The following is a 23877-nucleotide window of genomic DNA, read 5'->3' as shown; positions in this document are numbered from 1 at the left end:
TTCGGCTTCTCGCCGGTTCGTCGCACTCCGTGCACTCCGTTCGGCTTCAGCTTCCCAGATGGCGCACGACCGCCGCGATCGCCGAGCGGCTGCCGCTGGTCCGGCCCGCCGATATCGGCCGGACCGAGCGCTGGTCCGGCCGGTATCGAGCCGGCCGGTCAGTCCCGGCCGCGGGAGACGGCGCGGATGACCTGGCTGCGGGCGCGCGCCCAGGTGACGGAGGAGCGTTCGCCCAGGGCCCGGACGATGGCCTCGCCCGCCGCGACGCCCTTCTCCTCGACCACGGTCAGCTGGGGTGCCGACCAGCCGATGTCGGCCAGTTCGCCGTGGCCGGGGCGCCAGGCGCGGTCGGCCGCGAGCAGCAGATCGGTGTCGAGCAGCGAATCGCCCGCGGCGAGCACCTCGTCGGCTCCGGTGCGGCTCTTGATCTCGGCTACGGCCGCGCTCTTGGTGAGCGGCTTGGGCACGGCGTAGATCTTGCGGCCCTGGAGGGAGACCGTCCAGCCGCGCGGGTCGGCCCACTGGGTGAGCTCCTTGACGTACCCCTCGGGCAGCAGCTCCCGCCTCACCACGAGATAGGCGAACAGCTCCTCGGCCACCCGCTCCTTGAGCAGCCAGGCGGGGTCGGCGGTGGCGCTGAGGTGGGCGCGCACCTCTTCGAGGGGGGCGCAGCCGTCGTCGAGGGCGTCGCGCACCCGCTGGTGCCAGTCGGCGTCGGGCTCGCCGTTGACCAGCAGCTGGCCGCCGTTGGCGCAGATCGCGAAGCGGGAGGCGGGGCCGGGGAGGCGGATGCGGCGGTACTGCTCGACGGTGCGGGTGGTCGTGGGGACGAAGACGGAGGTGCGGACCAGTTCGGCGAGCAGCCCGGCGGCGGTCTCGGTCAGGTACGACAGCGGCTTGCCCTGGTACGTCTCGACGCACAGCAGCCGCGGGGCCTCGGCGTCCGGCATCTCGAGGCCGAGCGCGGCCGCGGAGTAGATCAGGGTGCGGTCGAGGTCGCTTGCCACCAGAACGCTCATCGTGCCGCCACCGTTCTCTCGTGTCTGCCGGCGGCCTTGCCCGCCGTGTTCGCGGTGTTCGCCTTGTTGGCCGTCCTGTCGGCTGTCTCGTCGGCCGTCCTGTCGGCCGTCTTGTCGGAAGCCGTGCCGACCGTCTTTCCGTCGGCCCCGGTGGCGCCCCGGGTGTAGCGCGGGTGGATCAGCCCGACGCAGGTGTACGGGAGGTCGTCGGCCTCCTCGACCGGCACTCCGCGCTGCTCGGCGAGCAGCCGCACATGGTCCAGGTCCGCGCCCGCGCCGCGCTGGGCGAGGATCTTCCACGGAACGCGGCGCAGCAGCACCCGGGTGGTCTCGCCGACGCCCGGCTTGACCAGGTTGACGTCGTGGATGCCGTACTCCTGGCTGATCCGCTCGACCGCGGCCCAGCCCTCCCAGGTGGGGGTGCGGTCGGTGGCCGCGAGCCGTTCGGCGTCGGCCAGGGCGGCCTCGGCGACCTCGGCGAAGCGGGCCGAGACGGTGTCCAGGAAGTGCTCGGAGACGTCCGCGCCGGCGAGTTCGCGGTAGTACTTCGCGCCGTGGAAGTCGTTGGGGCCGACGAGGTCGGCGCGGAGCACGGTACGCGAAATCAGCCCGGAGACAGTCGAGTTGAGGCACGCGGAGGGGACGAGGAAGTCGTCCCGGGTGCCGTAGGTGTCCACACAGCGGCCGGGGTCGGCGAGGACCGCGATCCGCGGGTCGAAGTCCGGGTACGGGGCGAGGGCGTCCGACAGCTCGCGGGTGATGGCGCCCTTACCGGTCCAGCCGTCGACGAAGACGACGTCGGAGGGGTCGTGGTGGTCCGCCAGCCAGCGCAGCGCGGCGGTGTCGATGCCGCGGCCGCGCACGATGGAGATCGCGTAGTGCGGGAGGTCCAGCCCGTGGGCGTGGCGCGCCCAGCGGCGCATCAGCACGCCGACGGGGGTGCCGGCGCGGGCGAGCGAGACGAGGACGGGGCGCGGGGAGCGCTCGGCGAGCACGGTCTCGGTGACCGCGCCGACCGCGCGGGCGATCCGGGCGGCGGAGGTGTCGAGGGCGGCCCGGAACAGCTCCTGGTAGCGCTCGCTCGGCTGGTACTCCACGGGCAGCGACTCGGCGTAGTGCGCGCCCCCGCTCTGGATCGCCTCCTCCCGCTCCTCGGTGGGCGCCTCGAGGGTGACGTGGGAGAAGTCCTGGAGCAACCAGCCCACCTCTTCGGGGGCGTAGGACGAGAAGTCCGGCCCGCGCAGGGGCTCGTGCGACGGTTGGTGCATGGGCGGTGCCTGTCGTTCGGGGACGGTGCGGGGGGTGGGTGGGGTCTGGGGGCGGTAGGACGGCACCACGGCCAGCACCAGCCGGTCCGTGTGCGCGGCGAGCGCGGCGAGCAGCCCGTCGGGGGCGTGCAGCGCGGGCGTGTCGGCGGCCGAGTCGACGACGGCGACGACGGCGTCGAAGCGGCGGTCGGGGTCGGCGCCGGGCGCCACGTTGTAGGCGTAGCGCGGCCCGGGGCCGTCGGCGGGCCCGTCGTGCGCGGGGAAGGTCAGCCGGGTCCTGATGGCGTACCCGGGGTCGTCGACGGCGAGCACGGGCGAGCGGGTGGTCGTCGAATACCGCACCTCGACGCCGTCGAGCGCCTCGTCCAGCGCCTCCGCGATCCGCAGCGGCGCGTACATCAGCTCCTCGAACCCGAGGACGAGGACACGACGGAGGGGGCGGGGCGGCCGGGGCCGGGACAGGCCGGGGGCGCGGGCGCCACCGGCCTGACCCGGCCCGGCCGGGGCGGTGACGGTCCGACGCGGGGCCGCGGCGGGGGTGTCGGCGGGCGCGGCGGGGTCGTTGGCGGACGCCGCAGTGTCGTCGGCGGGCGCGTCCGACGAGGTATGGCCTCCGGCGGACGCGGGGACCCCGTTGGCGGGCTGGGCCGGCTGGTCCGGTGAGGTGTGTTCCCCGGGAGCCGCCGGGGTGCCGTCGGCGGGCGGGGTGCCGTCGGCGGGCGGGGCCGCATGGCCCCCGGCGGGCGGGGCCGGGTCGTCCGGCGCCTTCGCCAGCGCGTTCGCGAGGTTCGGCGCTTGCGCCAGCGCGTCCGCGAGGCGGGCCGCCATGGTGGGGAGTGACGCTTCCAGGCGGGTGCGGTGGGTGGGGGTGAAGCCGTGGCGGCCGCCGTCCGGGAGCCCTTCGGGCCAGCCGAGGTCCACGCGGGTGGTCCCCGGACCCGCCGGGGACCCCGTGGGGGCGGTCATGCCCTCACGGGCCTCGGCGACCGCCTCGTGCTCGGCCACCAGCCGCGCGCCGCGCTCCAGGACGTCGTCGGGCAGATGCACCGCTCCGGCCGCGGCGGCGACCAGGTCGACGCGGGCGCCGAGATCCGCCGCGAAGGCCTCCAGGCGGGCGCGGTCCTCCGGCGAGCGCATGTCCACCAGGGCCACCACCACATAGTGGTCACGGGGGAAGCCGCGATGGAGGGCGGCGATGGTGTTGAGGACCGTACGGCCGGTGGAGAACTCGTCGTCCACGAGGACCAGCGGGCCCGTCGCGGCCAGGAGCCCGGGGTCCTCGGGGAGCAGCAGATGGGAGGTGGCGTGGCTGTGCTCCTCCTCGAAGCCGCCCACCGTGGCGACGCCCGGGACCGGGCGGCGGGTGGAGTGGAGGTACGGGGCGAGGGCGAGCCCGTCGGCCACGCTGTGGCCGAGGCCGGTGGCGGTCTCCGCGTACCCGAGCACCACCGCGCGCGCCGCCGCCTCGTCGCCCAGCAGCTCGCGCACCCGGCGGCCGAGCCGTACGCCCGCGCCGTGGACGGTGGCGGGGCGCTGCGGGACGTGCTTGCCGAGCACGTTGGAGACCAGCAGATGCGCCCGCTTGGGGTTGCGCCGCAGGGCCAGCCCCAGCAGCTCACGCAGCTCCGCGCCGCCGTCACCGCTCGGTCCGCCGTCACCGCTCGGTCCGCGGCCGCCGCTCGGTCCGCCGTCGCCGTTCCGGCCGCCGTCACCGTTCCGGCCGTCGGCCAGCCGCACTCCCAGCCGGTCCGCGACCCACTGTCCCGACCACACGTTGTCCACGCTCACGCCGCCCTGCGCCTCGTTTCCATCGTCCCTCGCCCCTCGCCCCTCGCCCGTCGCCCCTCGCCCGTCGTCCCCGGCCCGTGCCGGGCCCGGTTCGCGCTACGTCCGCAGGCTCGCCGCCAGCAGCTCCACGAAGCTCACATCCTCCCGGGCCACCCCGAAGACCTCCGCGCGCCGCAGGGTCCGCTCGGCCCAGGCCCGGTGCGGCTTCACCTCGTTCATTTTGTTGGTGTACGCGGAGCGCAGCACACCGCCCCCGCAGCGCTCGGGCTCGAGGATGTCCACCGCGTCGCTGAACTCCTCGTGGCTGACCACGGAGAGCGCGTGCACCGGGGCCACATGGCTGGGGTGGATGCAGGTCTTGCCCTGGAGACCGTTGGCGCGGTCCAGCTCGATCTCGCGCAGCAGTCCGTCCATGTGGTGCTCGATCAGCGCGGTGCGCAGCTTCTCGGCGCGGCCGCTGCTGAAGGGGCTGATCCGCAGTTGCGGCTTGAACATCCGCTCATGCGGTTTGAAGTACTCCCACACCGGCCCGGTGATCGTGAAGCCCGTGCCATCGGCCCGGCCCAGCATGTTCACCACGTCCGCGATCACGGACGCGACCAGCTGGACGTCATAGACGGTCATATCGGGCGCCCTGCGCAACCCGTACGCCGAGCACAGATCGGTGACCCCGAGGCGCAGCGCCAGCACCCGCTCCCGGTACTTGTCGACAATCCGGCCGATGCCGCTGAGGCTGTCGGTGCGCGTTTCGCGGTGCATCAGCTCGGGCGATTCGAGGACCGGCATCGCGAACAGCCGCCGTCCGCCCAACTCCTCGGCCACCTGGGCGGTTTCGGCCGACATCAGCGCCTCGAGAAAGGCCCTGCCACTTTCCTCGGTGAATTTCGGCAGTACGAATCCGGACAGCAGCCGCACGCCCGCTCCGAGCCGGGAGACGAGATCGACGATCTGCTCGGGGGTGCGGACCCGGATGAAGAGCAGCGGCAGGGAGGTGTCCGAGTCGCGCCCGGACAGCTCCGCGAACTGCCGTACGAGGTTCTCCTCCGCGCCCGGCACCTCGGCGTCGTCGATGGAGTCCTCCAGGCACAGCACCATGGAGACCACGCCACGACCTGCCTGTTTGACGATGTCCTCGGCCAGCCGGGGCCGGGTCGCCGGGCAGTACAGGGTGGCGCCGAGGGCGACGGCCAGTGTCCGGGTGGGCGAGTCCACGCTGAATTCACCGGGCTCCCGGTGGAAGAGGTTGGCTCGCACCTCGACGGGCAGATGTTCGAAATGCCGCATACAACTCCCCGCGCTGCCGATACGCCGCCTTGGTCACGCTGACCCACGGTTGGCCGATTATCGTACGTGTGGCCATGGGTCAAAAGTTCCCCAAGGGCGTGAAAATCACGTAACCCATGTGCGTCCGCGTGGTGTCCGGCATGCCCGCCCCGCCGCCCCGTACCACCCCCGCACTGCCGCCCGCCGCGTACCCTGCGTTGTCCCCACACCCACCGGGAGGGCAGGATTGCCGCCATGACGCAGGCGATGCTGAAGGGATCGAACATCCCGCTGGAGGCCACGGCCATACGCGCGGTGCTGCGCTGGACCCCCGGCACGGACGTACCCGACGTGGACGCCTCGGCGCTGCTGCTGGGGCCGGACGACCGGGTGCGCTCGGACGAGGACTTCGTCTTCTACAACCAGCCGCAGCACCCCTCGGGTCTGGTCCGGCATCTGCCCAAGAAGCCGAACCAGGACACGCTGACGGACACCATCGAGGCCGAGCTGATCGGGCTGGAGCCGGAGGTCCGCCGGGTGGTGATCGCCGCGTCCGCCGACGGCGGCGCCTTCGGGCAGGTGAGGGATCTGAGCCTGCTGCTGTACGACGCCTCGCCCGGTGCGCCCGACGCGGCGGACGCCGAGCCGGTCGCGATCTTCGCGGTGCTGCCGGACACCGGCAAGGAGACCGCGCTGATCTGCGGTGAGGTCTACCGGCGCGGCGACGGCTGGAAGTTCCGGGCCCTGGGACAGGGCTATGAGTCGGGGCTGATCGGGCTGGCCACGCAGTACGGGATCTCGGTGGAGGACGGCGAGGGCGGCCCGGAGGACGACGGCACCACGGCCAAGCCGGAGGCCATCGCCGCTTCCGAGCCCTCGGCTCCCGAAACCCCGGCGCCCACTCCCGAGCCCTCGGCCGCCGCGACCCCCGCACCCGCTTCGGCCCCCGGCACTCCGCCCCCGTCGCCCTCCGACGCGACGACCCAGGCCCACCCCCCGGCGTACGGCTATCCGCACCCGGTGTCGCCCGACCCCTGGGATCCGCAGCGCACCCAGCCCATGCACCCCGCCGCCGCGCAGGGCGACAGCGGCTACGCCTATGTGCCGTCACAGGTGCCGCCCCCGCCCCCGCACGCCCCGGGCGCGGGGTATCCGCAGCCGCCCGGCCAGGCCCCCGCGCAGCCCGGCTATGGCTATCCGCAGCCGCAGGCGCAGGCGCTGCCGCAGCCGGGATACGGCTATCCGCAGCCCCCCGCGTACGGCTATCCGCAGCAGGTGCAGCCGACGGGGCCGGTGGGGCCGCCCCCGCCGCCGATCCCCGCCCAGGTGCCGGACCCGCATTTCGTTCTGCCGCCGCAGGGCCCGCAGTTCCAGAACAGGTGAGGACGGGCGGGGTCGGGGGCCGGAGGGCGGGCCGGGGTCAGACCTTGGACTTGTAGCCCCGGCCCCACTGGAGGCCCCAGCCGTACAGCCGGTCCAGCTCCGCCTGGAAGCCGTAGACGTACTTCACCTCGCGGCGGACCACCATCTCGCCCTTGACGTTCTCGATCAGCACGACGGCGCAGGAGCGCGCCTGCGGGGCGCGCTCGTCGAGCGCGATCTCCACCCGCGGCCCGTTGCTCGGATAGAGCGTGACCAGGCCGTGGGTGCGGTCGAAGGCGGGGGTGCCGTCGTAGATGTAGACGAAGACGAGCAGTCGCTTGATGTCGTCCTTGTGGTCCATGTTGACGTAGACCGTCTCACCGGACCCGGAGCCGAACCGGTCGTCGCCGCTGAGCTTGACGTACGGCGCCTCGTTGAGATTGCCGAAGAACTCGCCCAGCGGCTGCACCACGCCCTTGGAGCCGCTCTTCAGCTCGTACATCACCGCGAGGTCGAGGTCGACATTGACCAGCGCGGGTCCCTGGGCCTGCACCGGCTCGGGCTTGAACATCTGGAGCGGATGGCGCAGCGAGCCGCGCCGCGCCCTGCTGTTGAAGTCCGAGGTGCGCATCTGCCAGGAGAGGTTGATGCGCAGATTGCCGGTGGCGGCTCCCTGCTTGGTCAGCGAGATCGACGCGTTCCGCTTGGTCAGCTCGACCACACCGGACGCGTCACCGCTGTCGAACTGACGCCATGCGGACCGTCCCCAGTTGTTCCAGAACGCCATGGTGCGCACCCCCACCCTTCATCGCCAGCTGCCTCCCAGCTGCCCAGAGGCTGCCCGGGAAACGGCCCCGCAAGCCGCCCGTCCAGCCGCTCAACCGCCGCGGGGCGGCCTGGAGGTCGGAAGACCCCGGCCGCCCCGCTCAGAGCGTTCCTCAAACGCCGCCGTGTCACACCCGCCGTGTCACACCCCGGCGGTCAGACTCCGGAGGTCAGACTCCGGAGGTGACTTCCGTCTTGGCCTCCGAATCCTCCCCGGCGGCCGCCTCCTTACGGTTGCGCCGGACCGAGGACCAGTACGAGGCGGCGATCAGCACCACGCCCACCAGGCCGGTGATGACCTCGTTGATCTCGTACTTGATCGTGACCAGCAGGATCACGGCGAGCGCGCCGATCGCGTAGTGCGCGCCGTGCTCCAGGTAGACGTAGTCGTCCAGGGTGCCCCTGCGGACCAGGAAGACGGTCAGCGACCGGATGTACATGGCGCCGATGCCCAGACCCAGCGCCATCTCGAAGATGTCATTGGTGATCGCGAAGGCGCCGATGACCCCGTCGAAGGAGAAGGACGCGTCGATGACCTCGAGGTAGAGGAAGAGGAAGAACGCGGCCTTACCGGCCAGGCCGACCACGGAGGCGCCACTGGAGCCACGGCCGCCGCTGCCGTTGAGCTGGGCGCTCGGAGCGGCCTTCGCGCCCTCGTCGCCCTCGTCCCCGGCCGCACCGGCCTCGTCGTCCTCGTCTTCGTCCTCCTCCTCTTCGAGCTTGTCCTCGAAGTAGCCGGAGATGCCGCCGACGATCAGATAGGTGAGCAGACCGGCGACGCCGGACAGCAGGACGGTGGCGCTCTTGTCACCACCGCCGTGGGCCACGTCCGTGGCCACGGTGGTGGCGGTGACCAGCAGCCCGATCAGGGCGACCACGATCGAGAACGTGTCCAGCTTGCCCAGCTTGGCGAGCGGCTTCTCCAGCCACCCCAGCCACCTGATGTCCCGCTCCTCGAAGATGAAGTCGAGGAAGATCATCAGCAGGAAGATCCCACCGAAGGCCGCGATCGCCGGATGCGCCGCCGTGACCAGGTGTTCGTACTGGTTCTTGTCGTTGATCGCGAGATCGACGGCCTCGATGGGGCTCATCTTGGCCGTGACGGCGACGATGATCACCGGGAAGACCAGCCGCATGCCGAAGACGGCGATCAGGATGCCGACGGTCAGGAAGATCTTCTGCCAGAAGGCGTTCATCTTGCGCAGAATGCCCGCGTTGATGACCGCGTTGTCGAATGAGAGCGAGATCTCCAGGATCGAGAGGATCCCGACGATGGCGAGCCCCTGCCACCCCCAGAGGACGCCGGCCAGGGCCAGACCGATCACCGTGATGGCGAACGACCAACCAAAGGTTTTGAGGAGCACTGCCTACCCAATCCTTCGTCGTAAGGTCTCCCCCGCGCGCTTTACGCGGTTTTACGAAACGTTGACTCCGAAGTCTAGAGCGATGCCGCGCAGACCCGACGCGTACCCCTGCCCCACGGCCCTGAACTTCCATTCGCCGCCGTAGCGATAGACCTCGCCGAAGATCATCGCGGTCTCGCCGGAGGCGTCCTCGGAGAGGTCGTAGCGGGCCAGCTCCTGGCCGTCCGCCTGGTTCACCACCCGGATGAAGGCGTTGCTGACCTGCCCGAACGTCTGGCGCCTGGCCTCGGCCTCATGGATGGAGACCGGGAAGACGATCTTGTCGACCTCGGCCGGGACCTTGCCCAGATCGATCAGCAGGGACTCGTCGTCACCCTCGCCCTCGCCGGTGAGGTTGTCGCCGGTGTGCTCGACGGAGCCCTCGGGGCTCTTGAGGTTGTTGTAGAAGATGAAGTACTCATCGCCGAGCACCCGCCCCGACTGGCACAGCAGGGCGCTGGCGTCGAGGTCGAACGGCGCTCCGGTGGTGGAGCGCGCGTCCCAGCCCAGGCCGATGAGCACCTGTGTGAGGTTGGGAGCGGCTTTGGAGAGGGAGACATTGCCCCCCTTGGCGAGTGTGACGCCCATGATGCTGTTTCCTCCCCGGGTGTTGCATGGGTGATACGCGTCCGGCGCCGCACCCCTGCCCCTGGGGCGCGGGGGGTGCGGCGCCGGAATGACTGCCCTGTCGACGGCCTTCGGCGGCCCTCGACGGCGCTCTGACGTCGCTCAGACGTTGACGCCGAAGTCCTGCGCGATGCCGCGCAGACCCGAGGCGTACCCCTGGCCGATGGCGCGGAACTTCCACTCCGCGCCGTTCCGGTACAGCTCGCCGAAGACCATGGCGGTCTCGGTCGAGGCGTCCTCGGAGAGGTCGTAGCGGGCGAGCTCATTGCCGTCGGCCTGGTTCACCACGCGGATGAAGGCGTTGCGCACCTGGCCGAAGCTCTGCTGACGGGTCTCGGCGTCGTAGATCGACACCGGGAAGACGATCTTGGCGACATCGGCGGGGACACCCGCCAGGTTCACCTTGATCTGCTCGTCGTCGCCCTCGCCCTCACCGGTGAGGTTGTCACCGGTGTGCTCCACCGAGCCGTCGGGGCTCTTGAGGTTGTTGAAGAAGACGAAGTTCTGGTCGTTGCCGACCTTGCCCTCGGCGTTGGTCAGCAGGGCGCTGGCGTCGAGGTCGAAGTCCGTGCCCGTGGTGGTACGGGCGTCCCAGCCGAGCCCCACGACGACCGCGGTCAAGTTCGGGGCTTCCTTGGTCAGCGAGACGTTGCCGCCCTTGCTGAGGCTGACTCCCACGAGTCCTCCCAAAAAAGGTTCGTCAGGAGCACTGCGTGCCCCTTCATCAAAGGTTTCCCATCAGGATCAACGCGTCGATCCTAGTGAGCGGTTCCCGGCCGCCACAGGGTTTCGCCGGGCCTTGGCCACAGGGTTTCGCCGGCCTCGGCTACAGGGTTTCCAGGGCCTTGACGTAGTCGTTGAGGTCCCGGGCGTCGGGCAGGCCGTTGACGACCGTCCAGCGGACCACGCCCTCCTTGTCGATCACGAAGGTGCCGCGCACCGCGCAGCCCTTGTCCTCGTCGAAGACGCCGTAGGCGCGGCTGGTCTCGCCGTGCGGCCAGAAGTCCGACAGCAGGGGGTACTCCAGGCCCTCCTGCTCGGCGAAGACGCGCAGGCTGAAGGGCGAGTCATTGGAGACCGCGAGCAGCTGCACGTCGTCGTTGACGAACTTCGGCAGCTCGTCGCGGAGCGCGCACAGCTCGCCGGTGCACACACCGGTGAAGGCGAACGGGTAGAAGAGCAGCACGACGCTCTTCTCGCCCCGGAAGTCGGAGAGCCTGACCGACTCGCCGTGCTGGTTCTTCAGCTGGAAGTCGGGGGCCTTCGCGCCGACCTCTATCGCCATGGGAGCCATCCCTTCATTCACATTCGGAAGATCATGTTCGACATGACCGGGCTTCGCATTGATCAAGGTTTGAATTGATCATGTACTGCGCGGCCCAGCCTACGCTCAGAGCCCCCCTCCGTAAGGGAACGGAGGGGGGCTCTGGGGTGTGGATTCGCCGGCCTCAGCGCTTGCCGCTGCGCGCGGCTTTGGGCGTGACCAGGCGGCTGCCCGTCCAGTCCTTGCCCGCGTTGAAGCTCTTGGTCTGGGACAGGCCGGCGGTGGTCGCCGCCTCATTGATGTCGCTCGGCTCGACATAGCCGTCACGGCCGGTCTTGGGCGTCAGCAGCCAGACCGGCGCGCCGTCGTCGATCATCTGGATGGCGTCCACCAGCGCGTCCGTCAGATCGCCGTCGTCCTCCCGGAACCACAGCACAACGGCGTCGGCCACATCGTCGTACTCCTCGTCGACGAGCTCCTGGCCGGTGATCTCCTCGATGGACTCGCGGAGCTCCTGGTCGACATCGTCGTCGTAGCCGATCTCCTGGACCACCTGTTCGGGCTGGAAACCCAGCCTCGCGGCAGGGTTGGTCCGCTCCTCCGCGTGGTCCGCGGTCGCGCTCACGGATTGCCTCCTGTCATCTTGCATTCACTCTTCGAGTCTGTACGCCCCGCGCGCGTACGCGAGGGCTTGGGCGTAGTCCACACGGGCCGGGCGGATCGCGCAAGTACCCGGCCAGCGATCCCGCCCAAACGTTGACGTGTCGCCGCAACTCCCATCATGGAGGAACGACACGCAACGACGCGCGGCCGACCGGATTGCCCGAGGATGTCCGGCTTACGTGTGTGTCTAGCCACCCTACGCCGCTCCCGTGCCGAACGGTCGTACGCAGACGACCCCGGCCGTGGGCGTAAGGTTGCGATTCGGCCGTCGCACGTGAGACGGCCGCCGGAGCGCCCCGTCTCGCCTGGTGTTGGTTACCACTCGGTAGAGGTGACGTATCCCGTACCCGAGGTACACGATGGAGAGCGGCGCGACAGCAGCAGAGCACGAATCCATGTCCGTGCACCGCACGACCGAAAAGCGAAGGAATAGCGTGGCTTCCGGATCCGATCGCAACCCGATCATCATTGGCGGCCTTCCCAGCCAGGTCCCGGACTTCGATCCCGAAGAGACCCAGGAATGGCTCGACTCGCTCGACGCAGCCGTCGATGAGCGAGGCCGGGAACGTGCCCGCTACCTGATGCTTCGCCTGATCGAGCGCGCCCGCGCGAAGCGCGTCGCCGTGCCCGAGATGCGCAGCACGGACTACGTCAACACCATCGCCACCAAGGACGAGCCGTTCTTCCCCGGCAACGAGGAGATCGAGCGCAAGGTCCTCAACGCGACCCGCTGGAACGCGGCGGTGATGGTCTCCCGGGCGCAGCGCCCGGGCATCGGGGTCGGTGGCCACATCGCCACCTTCGCCTCGTCCGCCTCGCTGTACGACGTGGGCTTCAACCACTTCTTCCGTGGCAAGGACCACGACAGCGGCGACCAGATCTTCTTCCAGGGCCATGCCTCCCCCGGCATCTACGCCCGTGCCTTTCTGCTCGACCGACTGAGCGAGGACCACCTGGACGGATTCCGTCAGGAGAAGTCCAAGCTCGGTCACGCGCTGTCCAGCTACCCGCACCCTCGGTCGATGCCGGACTTCTGGGAGTTCCCGACGGTCTCCATGGGCCTGGGCCCGCTCGGTGCGATCTTCCAGGCGCGGATGAACCGCTATATGGAGGCACGCGGCATCGCCGACACCTCCAACTCCCACGTCTGGGCGTTCCTGGGCGACGGCGAGATGGACGAGCCGGAGTCGCTCGGCCAGCTTTCCCTGGCCGCCCGTGAGGGCCTGGACAACCTGACCTTCGTGGTCAACTGCAACCTCCAGCGGCTCGACGGCCCGGTGCGCGGCAACGGCAAGATCATCCAGGAGCTGGAGTCGCAGTTCCGCGGCGCCGGCTGGAACGTGATCAAGCTGGTCTGGGACCGCACCTGGGACCCGCTGCTGGCGCAGGACCGCGACGGCATCCTGGTCAACCGGCTGAACACGACGCCGGACGGTCAGTTCCAGACGTACGCGACCGAGACCGGCTCCTATATCCGCGACCACTTCTTCGGTGATGACCAGCGGCTGCGCAAGATGGTCGAGGGCATGACCGATGACCAGATCCTGCACCTGGGCCGCGGCGGTCACGACCACAAGAAGATCTACGCGGCGTACTCGGCGGCCAAGGCCCACAAGGGCCAGCCGACGGTGATCCTCGCGCAGACCGTCAAGGGCTGGACGCTCGGTCCGAACTTCGAGGGCCGCAACGCGACCCACCAGATGAAGAAGCTGACGGTCGACGACCTCAAGCGCTTCCGCGACCGGCTGCACCTGCCGATCCCCGACAAGGAGCTGGAGTCCGGCCTCCCGCCGTACTACCACCCGGGCCGGGACTCGGAGGAGATCCAGTACATGCACGACCGCCGCAAGGCGCTGGGCGGCTACGCGCCGACCCGTGTCGTGCGGGCCAAGCCGCTTCAGCTGCCGGGCGACAAGACCTACGCCACGCTGAAGAAGGGCACCGGGCAGCAGCAGATCGCCACCACCATGGCGTTCGTCCGGCTGCTGAAGGACCTGATGCGGGACAAGGAGATCGGCAAGCGGTTCGTGCCGATCGCGCCCGACGAGTACCGCACCTTCGGCATGGACTCGCTCTTCCCCTCGGCGAAGATCTACTCGCCGCTGGGCCAGATGTACGAGTCGGTCGACCGTGAGCTGCTGCTGGCCTACAAGGAGTCGCCGACCGGGCAGATGCTGCACGACGGCATCTCCGAGGCGGGCTGTACGGCCTCGCTGATCGCGGCGGGCTCCGCGTACGCCACGCATGGCGAACCGCTGATCCCGGTCTACGTCTTCTACTCGATGTTCGGCTTCCAGCGCACCGGTGACCAGTTCTGGCAGATGGCCGACCAGCTGGCGCGCGGCTTCGTACTGGGCGCGACCGCCGGTCGTACGACCCTGACCGGTGAGGGCCTCCAGCACGCGGACGGCCACTCCCAGCTGCTGGCCTCGACCAACCCGGCGGTCGTCGCGTACGACCCGGCGTTCGGCTTCGAGATCGCCCACATCGTCCAGGACGGTCTGCGCCGGATGTACGGCGAGAACAGTGAGGACGTCTTCTACTACCTCACCGTCTACAACGAGCCGATCCAGCACCCGGCCGAGCCCGAGAACGTGGACCGCGAGGGCATCCTCAAGGGCCTCTACCGCTACCGGCAGGGCGAGAAGGGCTCCGTACCGGCGCAGATCCTCGCCTCCGGGGTCGCGGTGCCGTGGGCGCTCGAGGCCCAGCGCATCCTGGCCGAGGACTGGAACGTCAAGGCGGACGTCTGGTCGGCCACGTCCTGGAACGAGCTGCGCCGGGACGCCATCGAGGTGGAGGAGCACAATCTGCTCCACCCGGAGGAGGAGCAGCGCGTCCCGTACGTCACCCGCAAGCTCGCGGACGTGGAGGGCCCGAAGGTGGCCGTCTCCGACTGGATGCGTGCGGTTCCCGACCAGATCGCGCGCTGGGTGCCCGGCACGTACCAGTCGCTGGGCGCGGACGGCTTCGGCTTCGCCGACACCCGCGGCGCGGCGCGGCGCTTCTTCCACATCGACGCCGAGTCGATCGTGCTCGGCGTCCTGACGGAGCTGGCCCGCGACGGCAAGATCGACCGCTCTGCCCTCAAGCAGGCGATCGACCGCTACCAGCTCCTGGACGTCTCCGCCGCCGACCCGGGCCCGGCGGGCGGCGACGCGTAGCCGTCTACGACGGCGGTGAGCCGTGACGCGGGGCGGGCTGGAGGTGTCCAGCCCGCCCCGCGTCGTCATGTCCCCCGATCCCGCCGGGGGTTGGTGGGGGGGCGGGGGCATGGCGCCCCCGCCCCCCCACCACCACAGGATCCAGGGGCTCCGCCCCGGATCGCAGATTCCCGGGCCCGGTCCCCGGGCGTCGGGGGCCGACCCGGGCTTGGGGCTCCGCCCCGGGCGCCGCGCCCGGCATCCGTCGCCGCCGATGGCGGCGGAGTCGGCCGGATCGGCTGCCACCGTGGGCGGCGGCGGGGGTCCAGGGGCGACGCCCCCTGGTTCGGGAAGGGGCGGGTCGGGGAACGATCAGGCCCCCGACCCGGGCCCTGGCCCTGGCCCGGTCAGCGTTCCCAGATTTTGAAGGCGCGGACCTGGTACGGGGTTTCGGGGGACCAGGTGCCGGTGGGGTACGTGTGGAACTCCGCCGTCTCGGCGCATTCACGGCTCTGATAGGCCGTCACCGGGCGCCCCGTGCGGTTCGCCAGGGACGCGGCCGTGGTGCCGGATGGCAGGGGGACGCAGCTTTCGATGTCCACGTCGGCCAGTTCATGGGTCTGCCGCGCCCCCGTGAAGCCGCCGCTCCGCCACAGACACAGCTGCCCGGCGGCGCAGTTCCCCAGCCGCGGCGGAGCCGCGAGCGCGGCCGGGGCCAGGGTGGCGGTGAGGGCCAGCGCCGAGACGGCGGCTGTAATGATCTTACGCATAACGATTTCGCTCCCCGTGTGGAAAGAACAGAACGGGAGCCAGACTGTCCGTCGGCTCCCGTTCGCCACCATGGGGTCGATCAAGGTCCACCCTGATAGGGGGTTGACCGCGAGGGTTCAGATGTGGACGGCGCCCCCGGACGCGTCCGCGTTCTCACCGCGCTTGGTGAAGGCCGCGACCAGCGCCGCGACCACCGAGACGACGGCGGCCACCGTGAAGGCGAGCCCCATCCCTGACACGAAGGTGTCATGCGCGACGGCCGTGATCTTGCCCGCGACCTCCGGCGGAGTGCCCTTGGGAACGGGGGCGATACCGACCTCGACGGCGTCCGAAGCCTTGGACTCCGCGCCCTTGGGCATCGGCGGCAGCCCGGCGCCCGCCCACTTCTCCGGCAGCGCGCTGTCCACCCGGCCCGCCATGACCGCGCCCAGGACGGCCGTACCGAGGCTGCCGCCGACCTGCATCGCGGCCTGCTGAAGGCCGCCGGCCACACCGGCGTGCTGGATCGGGGCGTTGCCGACGATGACCTCGGTGGCGCCGACCATGACCGGGCCGAGGCCGAGGCCCAGCAGGGCGAACCACACGGCCATCTCGAGACCGCCGCTGTCCGCGTCCAGCCGGGAGAGGCCGAACATCGCGACGGCGGTGATCGTCATGGCGCCGACCAGCGGCGTCCGCGGCCCGAACTTGGTGATCAGCGCACCCGCCAGCGGCGAGGCGACGATCATCATCGCGGTGAGCGGCAGCAGCCGCAGCCCGCTGTCGACGGGGCTCATCCCGTGCACGTTCTGGAGATAGAAGGTGACGAAGAACAGCCCGCCCATGAAGCCGAAGGCCATCAGCACCATCAGCACGGTGCCCGCGCTCAGCGGCACCGAGCGGAACATGCTCAGCGGCAGCAGCGGCTCCGGCGTCCGGTTCTCCCAGAAGACGAAGACGGCGAAGCAGACCGCCGCCAGGCCCAGGAAGAGCAGCGTGCGCTGGTCGCCCCAGTGCCAGTCGGCGGCGTTGATCAGCGCCCAGATGAGGCAGAACATCGCACCGGACAGCAGCACGATGCCGGGGATGTCGAAGGACCGCGGGGCCTTCTCGGCACGGTGGTCCACCAGGAGCAGCAGCCCCAGCACCACGGCCAGCACGCCGACGGGCGCGTTGATGAAGAAGACCGACTGCCAGTTGACGTGCTCGACGAGCAGTCCGCCGACGATGGGCCCGGCGGCGGTGGAGGCACCGATCACCGCACCCCAGATGCCGATGGCCATGTTGAGCTTCTCGGCGGGGAAGGTGGCGCGCAGCAGCCCGAGCGCCGCGGGCATCAGCAGCGCGCCGCACAGGCCCTGAAGCACCCGGAACGCCACGACGAGCGACACCTCGCCGGAGAAGCCGATGGCCGCCGAGGAGACGGCGAAGCCGACGACGCCGATGAGGAAGGTCTGCCGGTGGCCGAAGCGGTCACCCAGCTTGCCCGCCGTGATCAGCGCGACGGCGAGGGCCAGCAGATAGCCATTGGTGATCCACTGCACATCGGCGAGCGAGGCGCCGAGGTCCTTCTGGATGGCCGGGTTGGCGATGGCGACGATGGTGCCGTCGAGGGCGACCATCGTCACGCCGAGGGCGACGGTGAGAAGCGTCAGCCATGGATGACCCCGAAGCCCCTTCGGGGCATCGGCTATGGGAGGTTCCGACGCCGAATCGGCGACGGTGGTCGAAGAGGTCATGACCGGAGGCTAATGTCAGCGTCTGACAATTGACAAACCGATTCATCCGCCGGTAACTGACGTTTTTGTCACAGGTATCCTGAGCAGCCGCAACGCGGCCCCACACCGGTAGAAAGCGAGCCGATAGGTGACGACGGACGAGGCAGCGGCGGACACGACGACGCCGCCACCGGCCGGGCTGCGCGAGCGCAAGAAGCAGCGGACGCGAAGCGCCCTGGTGCGCTCCGCACTGGAGTTGTTCACCCGTCAGGGATACGAGCGGACGACGGTCGACGAGATCGCCGAGGCCGTCGAGGTCTCCCAGCGCACCTTCTTCCGGTACTTCGCCAACAAGGAGGAGGTCGCCTTCGCGAGCCAGGAGGCGGCCGAGTGCCACTTCTTCGCCGCCCTGTGCGGACGCCCCGCGGGCGAGGCGCCGCTGGCCGCGCTGCGCGGCGCGATCCTCGGCGCCTGGGGGAACATCGGGGAGGCCATCGAGCAGCTGGTGCCGCCCGAGCTCCATATGCGGATGTACCGGGTGATCGAGTCCACGCCGAGCCTGCTCGCGGTCCATCTGCGCCGCACCGCGGAGATGGAGGAGCGGCTGGCGCGCGAGATCGCCCGCCGCGAGGGGCTGGACATCGACACCGACCCGCGGCCGCGGCTGGTGGTCGCGATGTTCGGCGGGGTGATCCGGGTGGCCGGGAAGCTGTGGACCGAGGGCGAGGAGGACAGCAGCGTCGTCACATTGCGAGACCTCACCGCGTTCCATCTTGATTACGTGGGCCCCGCCCTCGCCGAAAAATGGGACAAGTAGCATCAATTCCGGCATAGCTCCCAAGCATTCCTGCTTTCAAACGTGATATGAATCACGGGATTTGGCACGCGGCGCCGCGCTTCTCCTAGGGTGTCCCGCGGTGACTTCCTTCTCGGAGCTCGGCTCCCCCTCCCCCGGTTCCACCGCCTGGCGCGCCCTGCTCGCGCTGGCGGTGGTCTTCGTCCTCCTCGCCACCACCGGCTGGACGGCCGTACGGAGCCACAGAGGAGCCCCGGACGCGCTCTCCGCGTCAATGGACGCCTGGCGCCACGGATCGCTCGGCGGCCGCGCACTGCCCGATCCGTACGGCTCGCCGCGCACCCTCGGCCGCTGGTTCGGCTCGCTCACCAAGGTCCAGACGGACCGGGTGGTGCGGCGCTATCCGCTGGCCGTGGGCAATCTCAACGGCGCGCCGGTGGCCCTGCGCTACCGCGCCAACCGCGTCGCCCTGCTCAAGGCGCGCGCCGATGAGCGCAAGCGGATCCACGACCCGCGGCTCACCCCGATGGGCCGCTCGGACGCGACACGCCGGATGCACCGCTACGAGGACCTGCTGGGCTCCGGGCGGCAGATCCTCTCCTTCGACCCCTCGGGCGCCGGGCGGGCCGCCGAGGTCTTCGGCGACCTCGCCCACGCCAACCGGGTCTCGATCGTGGTGCCGGGCGTGGACACCGACATCCTGACGTTCCAGAAGACCGAGCGCCCGTACACCGCCACGGTCGGAATGGCCCGCGCCCTCTACGACAATGAGCGGGCCGACGCCCCGGACACCAAGACCGCCGTCATCGCCTGGGCCGACTACACCACCCCGGCCGGGATCGGCATGGACGCGGCCACCGGCAAGCTGGCCGCCCAGGGCGCGGTGCGGCTGCGCGCGCTGGTCAACGCGCTGCCCGCGCTCTCCCGGGTCTCGCTGATGTGCCACAGCTACGGCTCGGTGGTGTGCGGGGTCGCCGCCCGCGATCTGCCGCCCAAGGTCACCGACATCGCGGTGGCCGGCAGCCCCGGGATGCGCGCCAGTCACGTCTCCGACCTGGGCACCAGTGCCCGGGTGTGGGCGATGCGCGACTCCGGCGACTGGATCGAGGACATTCCGCATCTGGAGTTCGGCGGGCTCGGCCATGGCGCGGACCCGGTCTCCTCCGGCTTCGGCGCCCGGGTGCTGGCCGCGGACGGGGCCGATGGACACGCCGGATACTTCGAACCGGGCACGACCAGCCTGGACAACTTCGCGCGGGTGGGAATCGGTGCTGTCCAGTCCGTGAGCTGCGGCGACGGCGACGACTGCGTCGCGGGGCTACGCTGACGCCCGGCATAAACACCGGAAACTCTAGTGACGCGCGTAGCCTCAAAGGGGGACGGGCGGGCCACCGCCGCATACGATGAGCCGCATGGGTGATGTGCTGGCCGGTTTTCAGACCGTCTGGGAGTTCGACACCGACTCCATGCTCATCCGCTTCGAACGGGGGATCCGCACGCCGAAGCTGCTCCAGGCGCTCGGCGAACGCCGCATCCCCTTCGAGGCGCTGTCCGGGGTGGAACTCGCCGTGGGCAAACGGGGCACGGTGGTGCTGCGCGCCGTGCCGAGACCGGGCGCCGACCCATTGATGGACGCCGCCGACGGTCAGCTCAAGGAGGCGTACGACCCGTACCGGCTGGTGCTGCCGGCCGAGCGGGAGACCCTCGCCGACTACTACGCCGAGCGGATACGCGAGTCCCTCGGCCCCGAGGCGGACACCGCGGCCGAGGCGCATCTGGTGACCGTGCCCCCGGCGCCGCTGTCCTTCAAGGCGTACGACGGCAAGGCGTCCTTCGACGGCAAGGCCATCTCCTTCCGCTGGTTCTGGACCGGCGCCTCCTCGGAGAAGTGGAAGGTCGGGGACCAGCGCTTCCGGATCGACGAACTCACCGGTGTGGAGTGGCGTTCGCCGGAGAGCCGGGGCTCGGCGGGCACCGTCCCCAAGGAGGGCTCCGCCAAGGCCGGTGGAGCCAAAGGGGGTTCCGCCAAGGACGGCACGGCCAGGAACGGCACCGGCAAGGTCACCCCCAAGGGCGGTGGCCACGGCTATCTGCGGCTGCTGCGGCGCTCCACCGAGGACCAGCCCGCCGACCGCCCCGACCGGGACCCGGCGGCCGTCGTCTTCGGGATGGGCTACGGCCTCGTCCACCAGTCGCTGCCGTTCGCCGCGGCCGTCCTGGAGGCCATACGGGCCTCCTCCCCCGTGCCGTGCGCCGAGGGCGCCCCGGCCCCGAACCGGGCCGCCGCCCCGCGCCGCGACCCCGCCGACATCGCCGAGCGCATCCGTCATCTGGGCGAGCTGCACACGGCAGGGCTGCTGACCGACGACGAGTTCAGCGCGAAGAAGGCCGAGCTGCTGGCGGAGCTGTAAGTGTCCGGTCCCTCCTCCGCACCGGCCGGCGAGACGGCCGGCGCCCCATCGGCCGGCGCCCCATCGGCCGGCGCCTCCTCCACCGCCCACGAGAGCCTGCCCAGGGCCGCCCGGCGGCAGGCGGGCGGCCTCGCCCGGGCCCTGGTGACCCCCAGCTATCCGGCGACGCCGCTGTTCGCCCGGTCGCCCAGGAGGTGGCTGCGCAGGGTGCCGTACGGCGTGGCGATGATCCTCACCACGATCCTGGTGCCCACCACCGCCCAGCTGCTCACCAACGACTACGGGGTGGGCGGCGGCGTCGCCACGCTGCTCGGCATCGTCCAGGGCAGCCCGCTGCTGCTGTCCGTCACCCGCCCCCTCCAGGCGTGGTGGATCGTCTTCCTCGCCGACCTGGTCTGCGCCCTGGTGGTGCTCGGCACCGCGGACCACCTGGAGAACCGGGTGTGGCCCTGGCTGCCGGGCGCCATCATCGGCTATCTCTTCCTGCTGCTCGCCCTCGCGCTGCGCGAACCGCGCCGCACCCTGGTGGCGGTGTGGCTGGTCACCGGCACCGCGGGACTGGCGCTCGGCATGGCCTTCCCGGACAAGAGCAACGGCAGCAATGTGGTGCTGTTCGTGCTCAGCGGCGTGGTGCTGCTCGTCGCCGGGGCGCTGCGCGAGCGCGGGGACGCCCAGCGGCGGCTGGCCGAGCAGGAGACGATCAGCGAGGCCGAACGGGCCCATCGCACCCTGCTGGAGGAGCGCACCCGGATCGCCCGTGAACTGCACGACGTGGTGGCCCACCACATGTCGGTGATCACCGTCCAGGCGGACAGCGCCCCGTACCGGATCGGCGGGCTGCCCTCCGAGGCGGAGCGGGAGTTCTCCACCATCGCCGCCACCGCCCGCGAGTCGCTCGCCGAAATGCGGCGGCTGCTGGGCGTGTTGCGCAGCGAGGAGACCCGCGGGGAGCGGGCGCCGCAGCCGGGGCTGCGGCAGGTGCCCCAGCTGGTCGAGGCGACCGTACGGGCCGGGATACCGACCACGCTGACCATCGCGGACGACGTGGCCGAGCTCGAACCGCTGCCGCAGGCGGTGGGGCTGTCCGCGTACCGCATCGTGCAGGAGGCGCTGGCCAATGTGGTGCGCCACGCACCGGGCGCCACCACCCGCGTGGCCATCTCCGCTGAGGACGGCTCGGCGCTGACCCTGCTGGTGGTCAACGGCCCGGCCCACAGCGCGCCCACCAAGCCCCTGGAGACCAGCGGCACCGGCCACGGCCTCGTCGGCATGGTCGAGCGCGTACGGCTCGTCGGCGGCATGCTCGACACCGGCCCGCTGCCCGACGGCGGCTTCCGCGTCGCGGCCCGCCTCCCCCTGGTAGACCTCGAAGAGACGGACCCTTCATGACCATCAAGGTGATCATCGTCGACGACCAGGCGATGGTGCGGGCGGGGTTCGCCGCCCTGCTCGCCGCGCAGAGCGATATCGACGTCGTCGGCGAGGCGCCGGACGGGCGGGAGGGCGTGGAGGTCAGCCGCCGCAGCCACCCCGATGTGGTGCTGATGGACGTCCGGATGCCCGAGATGGACGGGCTCGAGGCGGCCCGGCAGCTGCTGGACCCGCCGCGCGGGGTCACCCACCGGCCCAAGGTCCTGATGCTCACCACCTTCGACGTGGACGACTACGTCTACGAGGCGCTGCGCGCCGGGGCCAGCGGCTTTCTGCTGAAGGACGCCCCGCCGGCCGATCTGATCTCCGCGGTCCGGGTGGTGGCGGCGGGCGAGGCGCTGCTCGCCCCGTCCGTCACCCGCCGGCTGATCGCCGACTTCGCCCGCCAGCGCCCCGCCCCGCGCCGCGACGGCCCGGCGCTGCGGCGCAGCGGGCTGACGCCGCGTGAGACCGAGGTGCTGGAGCTGATCGCCCGTGGCCTGTCCAACCAGGAGATCGCCGAGTCGCTGGTGCTCGCGGAGCAGACGGTGAAGACCCACATCGGCCGGGTGCTGGCGAAGCTGGGGCTGCGCGACCGCGCCCAGGCGGTGATCTTCGCCTATGAATCGGGCCTGGTGACACCGGGTCAGTGACCCCGGCCGGGCGGCCACCCCCTACTGGGGTATGACATCCCACTTGGCACCGGGGGGTGACGTACCGCCACCCGACGCCTCTCTACCTTTCCCTCCGCCACCGACGGAACCACCGCCGGTTCCACCGCCGGAACCACCGATGGAACCACGGCCGGAACCACCGCCGGAACCGCTGACGGAAGAGGGAAAGCCGCCGCCATGTCCCAGACGCTACGCACCAGGCACTACGCACGACGCCTGATCACCGCGGCGCTCACCATCACCGTCATGGCGGGGACGGCCGGCTGGACCGTGGCCCACGAGGAGCAGGCCATCACCGGGCCGCCGCCGGGGACCGCCGCGTGGCTGGCGGACCATTCGCTGGGCGGGGCCGGGCGCGAGCTGCCCGACCCGGCCACCGTCTCGCCCGCCGGGATCGCCCGGTTCTTCGACCGGCTCACCGAGGTCCAGCGGAAGGCACTGGTCATCCGGCACCCCGAGGTGGTCGGCAATCTGGACGGGGCACCGCTGAGCCTTCGGTACGAGGCCAACGCCCGGGCGATCCGGGCCGCCTGGCACAAGGAGCGCGAGGCCGACCCGGAGAGCCCGCTCGCCGAGCGGTACGCGGCGCTGCTGAGGCCCGGCCGTCAGATCCTCGCCTTCGATCCGCGCGGGCGCGGCCAGGTGGCGGAGGTGTACGGGGACTTGGCGGCGGCCCGCCGCACGGCCGTGATCGTGCCCGGCTCGGACATCGACCTGGACGACTTCGATCGCACGGGCGACCCGTACGGCGCCCCGGCCGGAATGGCCCGGTCGCTGCGGGCCCAGATGGCGGAGGACGCGCCCGCGACCCCGACCGCCGTCATCGCCTGGGTCGGCTACACGACCCCGGTCGGGCTGGGCCCGGACGCCGCCACCAGCCGGCTGGCCGAGGCGGGCGCGCCCCGCCTGGACCGGTTCCTGGCCGGGCTCGCCGTGACCACCGCGGCCACCGCCGACGCCCCGCCCGCCGTCTTCTGCCACAGCTACGGCTCGGTGGTCTGCGGTCTCGCCGCCTCCGCGATGGACCGCGCCCGCGTCTCCGATCTGGTGGTACTGGGCAGCCCGGGGATGCGCGCGGACAGCGCCGAGTCGTTGCGCACCGGGGCCCGGGTCTGGGCGGCGCGCGACCGCACCGACTGGATCCGGCGGGTGACCGGCTATGACTTCCTGGGCCTGGGCCACGGCGACGACCCGACCGATCCGTCCTTCGGCGCCCGGGTGGTCTCCTCCGAGAGCGCCCACGGGCACACCGGCTACTTCGCGCCGGGGACGGACTCGCTGCGCAACTTCTCGCGGATCGCGCTGGGGGACTTCGACGGGGTGCGGTGCGCGGGGGAGGACGGCGGCGGTCCGGGCACGGGGCCGGACTGCCGCCAGGGCCTCAGCTGACCGCGGCCATCACGCACGGACCGCGCTGTGCGCGTATCTCTTCGCACCGAGCCGCCCGGACGAGGGCGCGGGCGTGCGACGGGCGCGACCCGCTGGGCCCGGTG

General features: G+C 71.1%; 19 protein-coding genes. 8 read left to right on the top strand and 11 right to left on the bottom strand.

From position 1 onward, the window contains the following. Positions 1-158: 158 nt before the first annotated feature. From ABD329_RS37240 to ABD329_RS37230, 3 genes are all read right to left on the bottom strand, one after another. A complete protein-coding gene (locus ABD329_RS37240; protein WP_344317524.1) occupies positions 159-1019 on the bottom strand; it encodes an HAD family hydrolase in 861 nt (286 codons plus the stop codon). Beyond that, positions 1016-4075 carry a phosphoribosyltransferase domain-containing protein gene (locus tag ABD329_RS37235; RefSeq protein WP_344317523.1) on the bottom strand — a complete coding sequence of 1020 codons (3060 nt, stop codon included), beginning with the start codon at positions 4073-4075 and terminating at the stop codon, positions 1016-1018. Before ABD329_RS37235 ends, ABD329_RS37240 begins: the two co-directional genes overlap by 4 nt. A 96-nt stretch (positions 4076-4171) precedes the next feature. Further along, complete coding sequence (locus ABD329_RS37230; protein WP_198282163.1) at positions 4172-5359, bottom strand: HpcH/HpaI aldolase/citrate lyase family protein; 1188 nt, start codon at positions 5357-5359, stop codon at positions 4172-4174. Between the two features lie 234 nt (positions 5360-5593). On the opposite strand from ABD329_RS37230, the gene ABD329_RS37225 reads away from it, so the two are divergent. Then, complete coding sequence (locus ABD329_RS37225; protein ID WP_344317522.1) at positions 5594-6721, top strand: TerD family protein; 1128 nt, start codon at positions 5594-5596, stop codon at positions 6719-6721. Positions 6722-6758: 37 nt separating this feature from the next. On the opposite strand, the gene ABD329_RS37220 is transcribed toward ABD329_RS37225, so the two are convergent. From ABD329_RS37220 to ABD329_RS37195, 6 genes are all read right to left on the bottom strand, one after another. After that, the gene (locus ABD329_RS37220) at positions 6759-7487 is read right to left on the bottom strand and encodes a TerD family protein (RefSeq protein ID WP_344317521.1); all 729 of its coding nucleotides are present in this window, start codon (positions 7485-7487) and stop codon (positions 6759-6761) included. Between the two features lie 208 nt (positions 7488-7695). Next, entirely contained in the window at positions 7696-8889 is a 1194-nt protein-coding gene (locus tag ABD329_RS37215; RefSeq protein WP_198280315.1) for a DUF475 domain-containing protein, read from the bottom strand. A gap of 51 nt (positions 8890-8940) precedes the next feature. Continuing rightward, complete coding sequence (locus ABD329_RS37210; protein WP_037962224.1) at positions 8941-9516, bottom strand: TerD family protein; 576 nt, start codon at positions 9514-9516, stop codon at positions 8941-8943. A gap of 141 nt (positions 9517-9657) precedes the next feature. Then, on the bottom strand, positions 9658-10233 hold the full coding sequence (locus ABD329_RS37205; protein WP_037962225.1) for a TerD family protein: 576 nt from the start codon (positions 10231-10233) through the stop codon (positions 9658-9660). A gap of 148 nt (positions 10234-10381) precedes the next feature. Next, positions 10382-10840, bottom strand: a complete 459-nt coding sequence (locus ABD329_RS37200) for a peroxiredoxin (RefSeq protein WP_138915865.1) — start codon at positions 10838-10840, stop codon at positions 10382-10384. A gap of 163 nt (positions 10841-11003) precedes the next feature. Beyond that, the gene (locus ABD329_RS37195; RefSeq protein WP_014060347.1) at positions 11004-11444 is read right to left on the bottom strand and encodes a DUF3052 domain-containing protein; all 441 of its coding nucleotides are present in this window, start codon (positions 11442-11444) and stop codon (positions 11004-11006) included. A 472-nt stretch (positions 11445-11916) separates the two neighbouring features. On the opposite strand from ABD329_RS37195, the gene aceE reads away from it, so the two are divergent. Next, the gene (gene aceE / locus ABD329_RS37190) at positions 11917-14646 is read left to right on the top strand and encodes a pyruvate dehydrogenase (acetyl-transferring), homodimeric type (protein WP_198280316.1); all 2730 of its coding nucleotides are present in this window, start codon (positions 11917-11919) and stop codon (positions 14644-14646) included. A 386-nt stretch (positions 14647-15032) separates the two neighbouring features. Here aceE and ABD329_RS37185 read toward each other — a convergent pair whose 3' ends face one another. Both ABD329_RS37185 and ABD329_RS37180 read right to left on the bottom strand, forming a co-directional pair. Then, positions 15033-15395, bottom strand: coding sequence for a peptidase inhibitor family I36 protein (locus ABD329_RS37185; protein WP_198280021.1), 363 nt, complete (start codon positions 15393-15395; stop codon positions 15033-15035). Positions 15396-15512: 117 nt separating this feature from the next. Continuing rightward, the gene (locus ABD329_RS37180) at positions 15513-17114 is read right to left on the bottom strand and encodes an MFS transporter (RefSeq protein WP_198280022.1); all 1602 of its coding nucleotides are present in this window, start codon (positions 17112-17114) and stop codon (positions 15513-15515) included. 127 nt (positions 17115-17241) lie between these two features. Between ABD329_RS37180 and ABD329_RS37175 the strand changes: the two genes are divergently transcribed. The 6 genes from ABD329_RS37175 to ABD329_RS37150 all read left to right on the top strand — a co-directional run bounded on the left by ABD329_RS37175 (position 17242) and on the right by ABD329_RS37150 (position 23773). Beyond that, complete coding sequence (locus ABD329_RS37175) at positions 17242-17910, top strand: TetR family transcriptional regulator (RefSeq protein WP_198280023.1); 669 nt, start codon at positions 17242-17244, stop codon at positions 17908-17910. A 100-nt stretch (positions 17911-18010) separates the two neighbouring features. Beyond that, positions 18011-19216: an alpha/beta hydrolase gene (locus ABD329_RS37170; protein WP_198280024.1), complete on the top strand. Its 1206-nt coding sequence runs from the start codon at positions 18011-18013 to the stop codon at positions 19214-19216. Positions 19217-19301: 85 nt separating this feature from the next. Further along, on the top strand, positions 19302-20300 hold the full coding sequence (locus ABD329_RS37165) for a DUF4429 domain-containing protein (protein WP_198280025.1): 999 nt from the start codon (positions 19302-19304) through the stop codon (positions 20298-20300). Next, a complete protein-coding gene (locus tag ABD329_RS37160; protein ID WP_198280026.1) occupies positions 20301-21689 on the top strand; it encodes a sensor histidine kinase in 1389 nt (462 codons plus the stop codon). Continuing rightward, positions 21686-22363: a response regulator gene (locus tag ABD329_RS37155; protein ID WP_044575969.1), complete on the top strand. Its 678-nt coding sequence runs from the start codon at positions 21686-21688 to the stop codon at positions 22361-22363. The genes ABD329_RS37160 and ABD329_RS37155 overlap by 4 nt, the downstream gene beginning before the upstream one ends. Positions 22364-22561: 198 nt before the next feature. Further along, positions 22562-23773, top strand: coding sequence for an alpha/beta hydrolase (locus ABD329_RS37150; protein ID WP_198280027.1), 1212 nt, complete (start codon positions 22562-22564; stop codon positions 23771-23773). Positions 23774-23877 lie beyond the last annotated feature (104 nt).

Source organism: Streptomyces javensis, from assembly GCF_039525925.1.
Lineage (GTDB): Bacteria > Actinomycetota > Actinomycetes > Streptomycetales > Streptomycetaceae > Streptomyces > Streptomyces asiaticus.
The sequence above is the reverse complement of the archived record's forward strand: the minus strand, read 5'-3'. Positions and strand labels throughout refer to the sequence as shown.

Coding starts and splice junctions, on each gene's coding strand:
- ABD329_RS37240 (WP_344317524.1), bottom strand. CDS start 1,019: ATGAGCGTTCTGGTGGCAAGCGACCTCGACCGCACCCTGATCTACTCC.
- ABD329_RS37230 (WP_198282163.1), bottom strand. CDS start 5,359: ATGCGGCATTTCGAACATCTGCCCGTCGAGGTGCGAGCCAACCTCTTC.
- ABD329_RS37225 (WP_344317522.1), top strand. CDS start 5,594: ATGACGCAGGCGATGCTGAAGGGATCGAACATCCCGCTGGAGGCCACG.
- ABD329_RS37220 (WP_344317521.1), bottom strand. CDS start 7,487: ATGGCGTTCTGGAACAACTGGGGACGGTCCGCATGGCGTCAGTTCGAC.
- ABD329_RS37210 (WP_037962224.1), bottom strand. CDS start 9,516: ATGGGCGTCACACTCGCCAAGGGGGGCAATGTCTCCCTCTCCAAAGCC.
- ABD329_RS37200 (WP_138915865.1), bottom strand. CDS start 10,840: ATGGCGATAGAGGTCGGCGCGAAGGCCCCCGACTTCCAGCTGAAGAAC.
- ABD329_RS37185 (WP_198280021.1), bottom strand. CDS start 15,395: ATGCGTAAGATCATTACAGCCGCCGTCTCGGCGCTGGCCCTCACCGCC.
- ABD329_RS37180 (WP_198280022.1), bottom strand. CDS start 17,114: ATGACCTCTTCGACCACCGTCGCCGATTCGGCGTCGGAACCTCCCATA.
- ABD329_RS37165 (WP_198280025.1), top strand. CDS start 19,302: ATGGGTGATGTGCTGGCCGGTTTTCAGACCGTCTGGGAGTTCGACACC.
- ABD329_RS37155 (WP_044575969.1), top strand. CDS start 21,686: ATGACCATCAAGGTGATCATCGTCGACGACCAGGCGATGGTGCGGGCG.
- ABD329_RS37150 (WP_198280027.1), top strand. CDS start 22,562: ATGTCCCAGACGCTACGCACCAGGCACTACGCACGACGCCTGATCACC.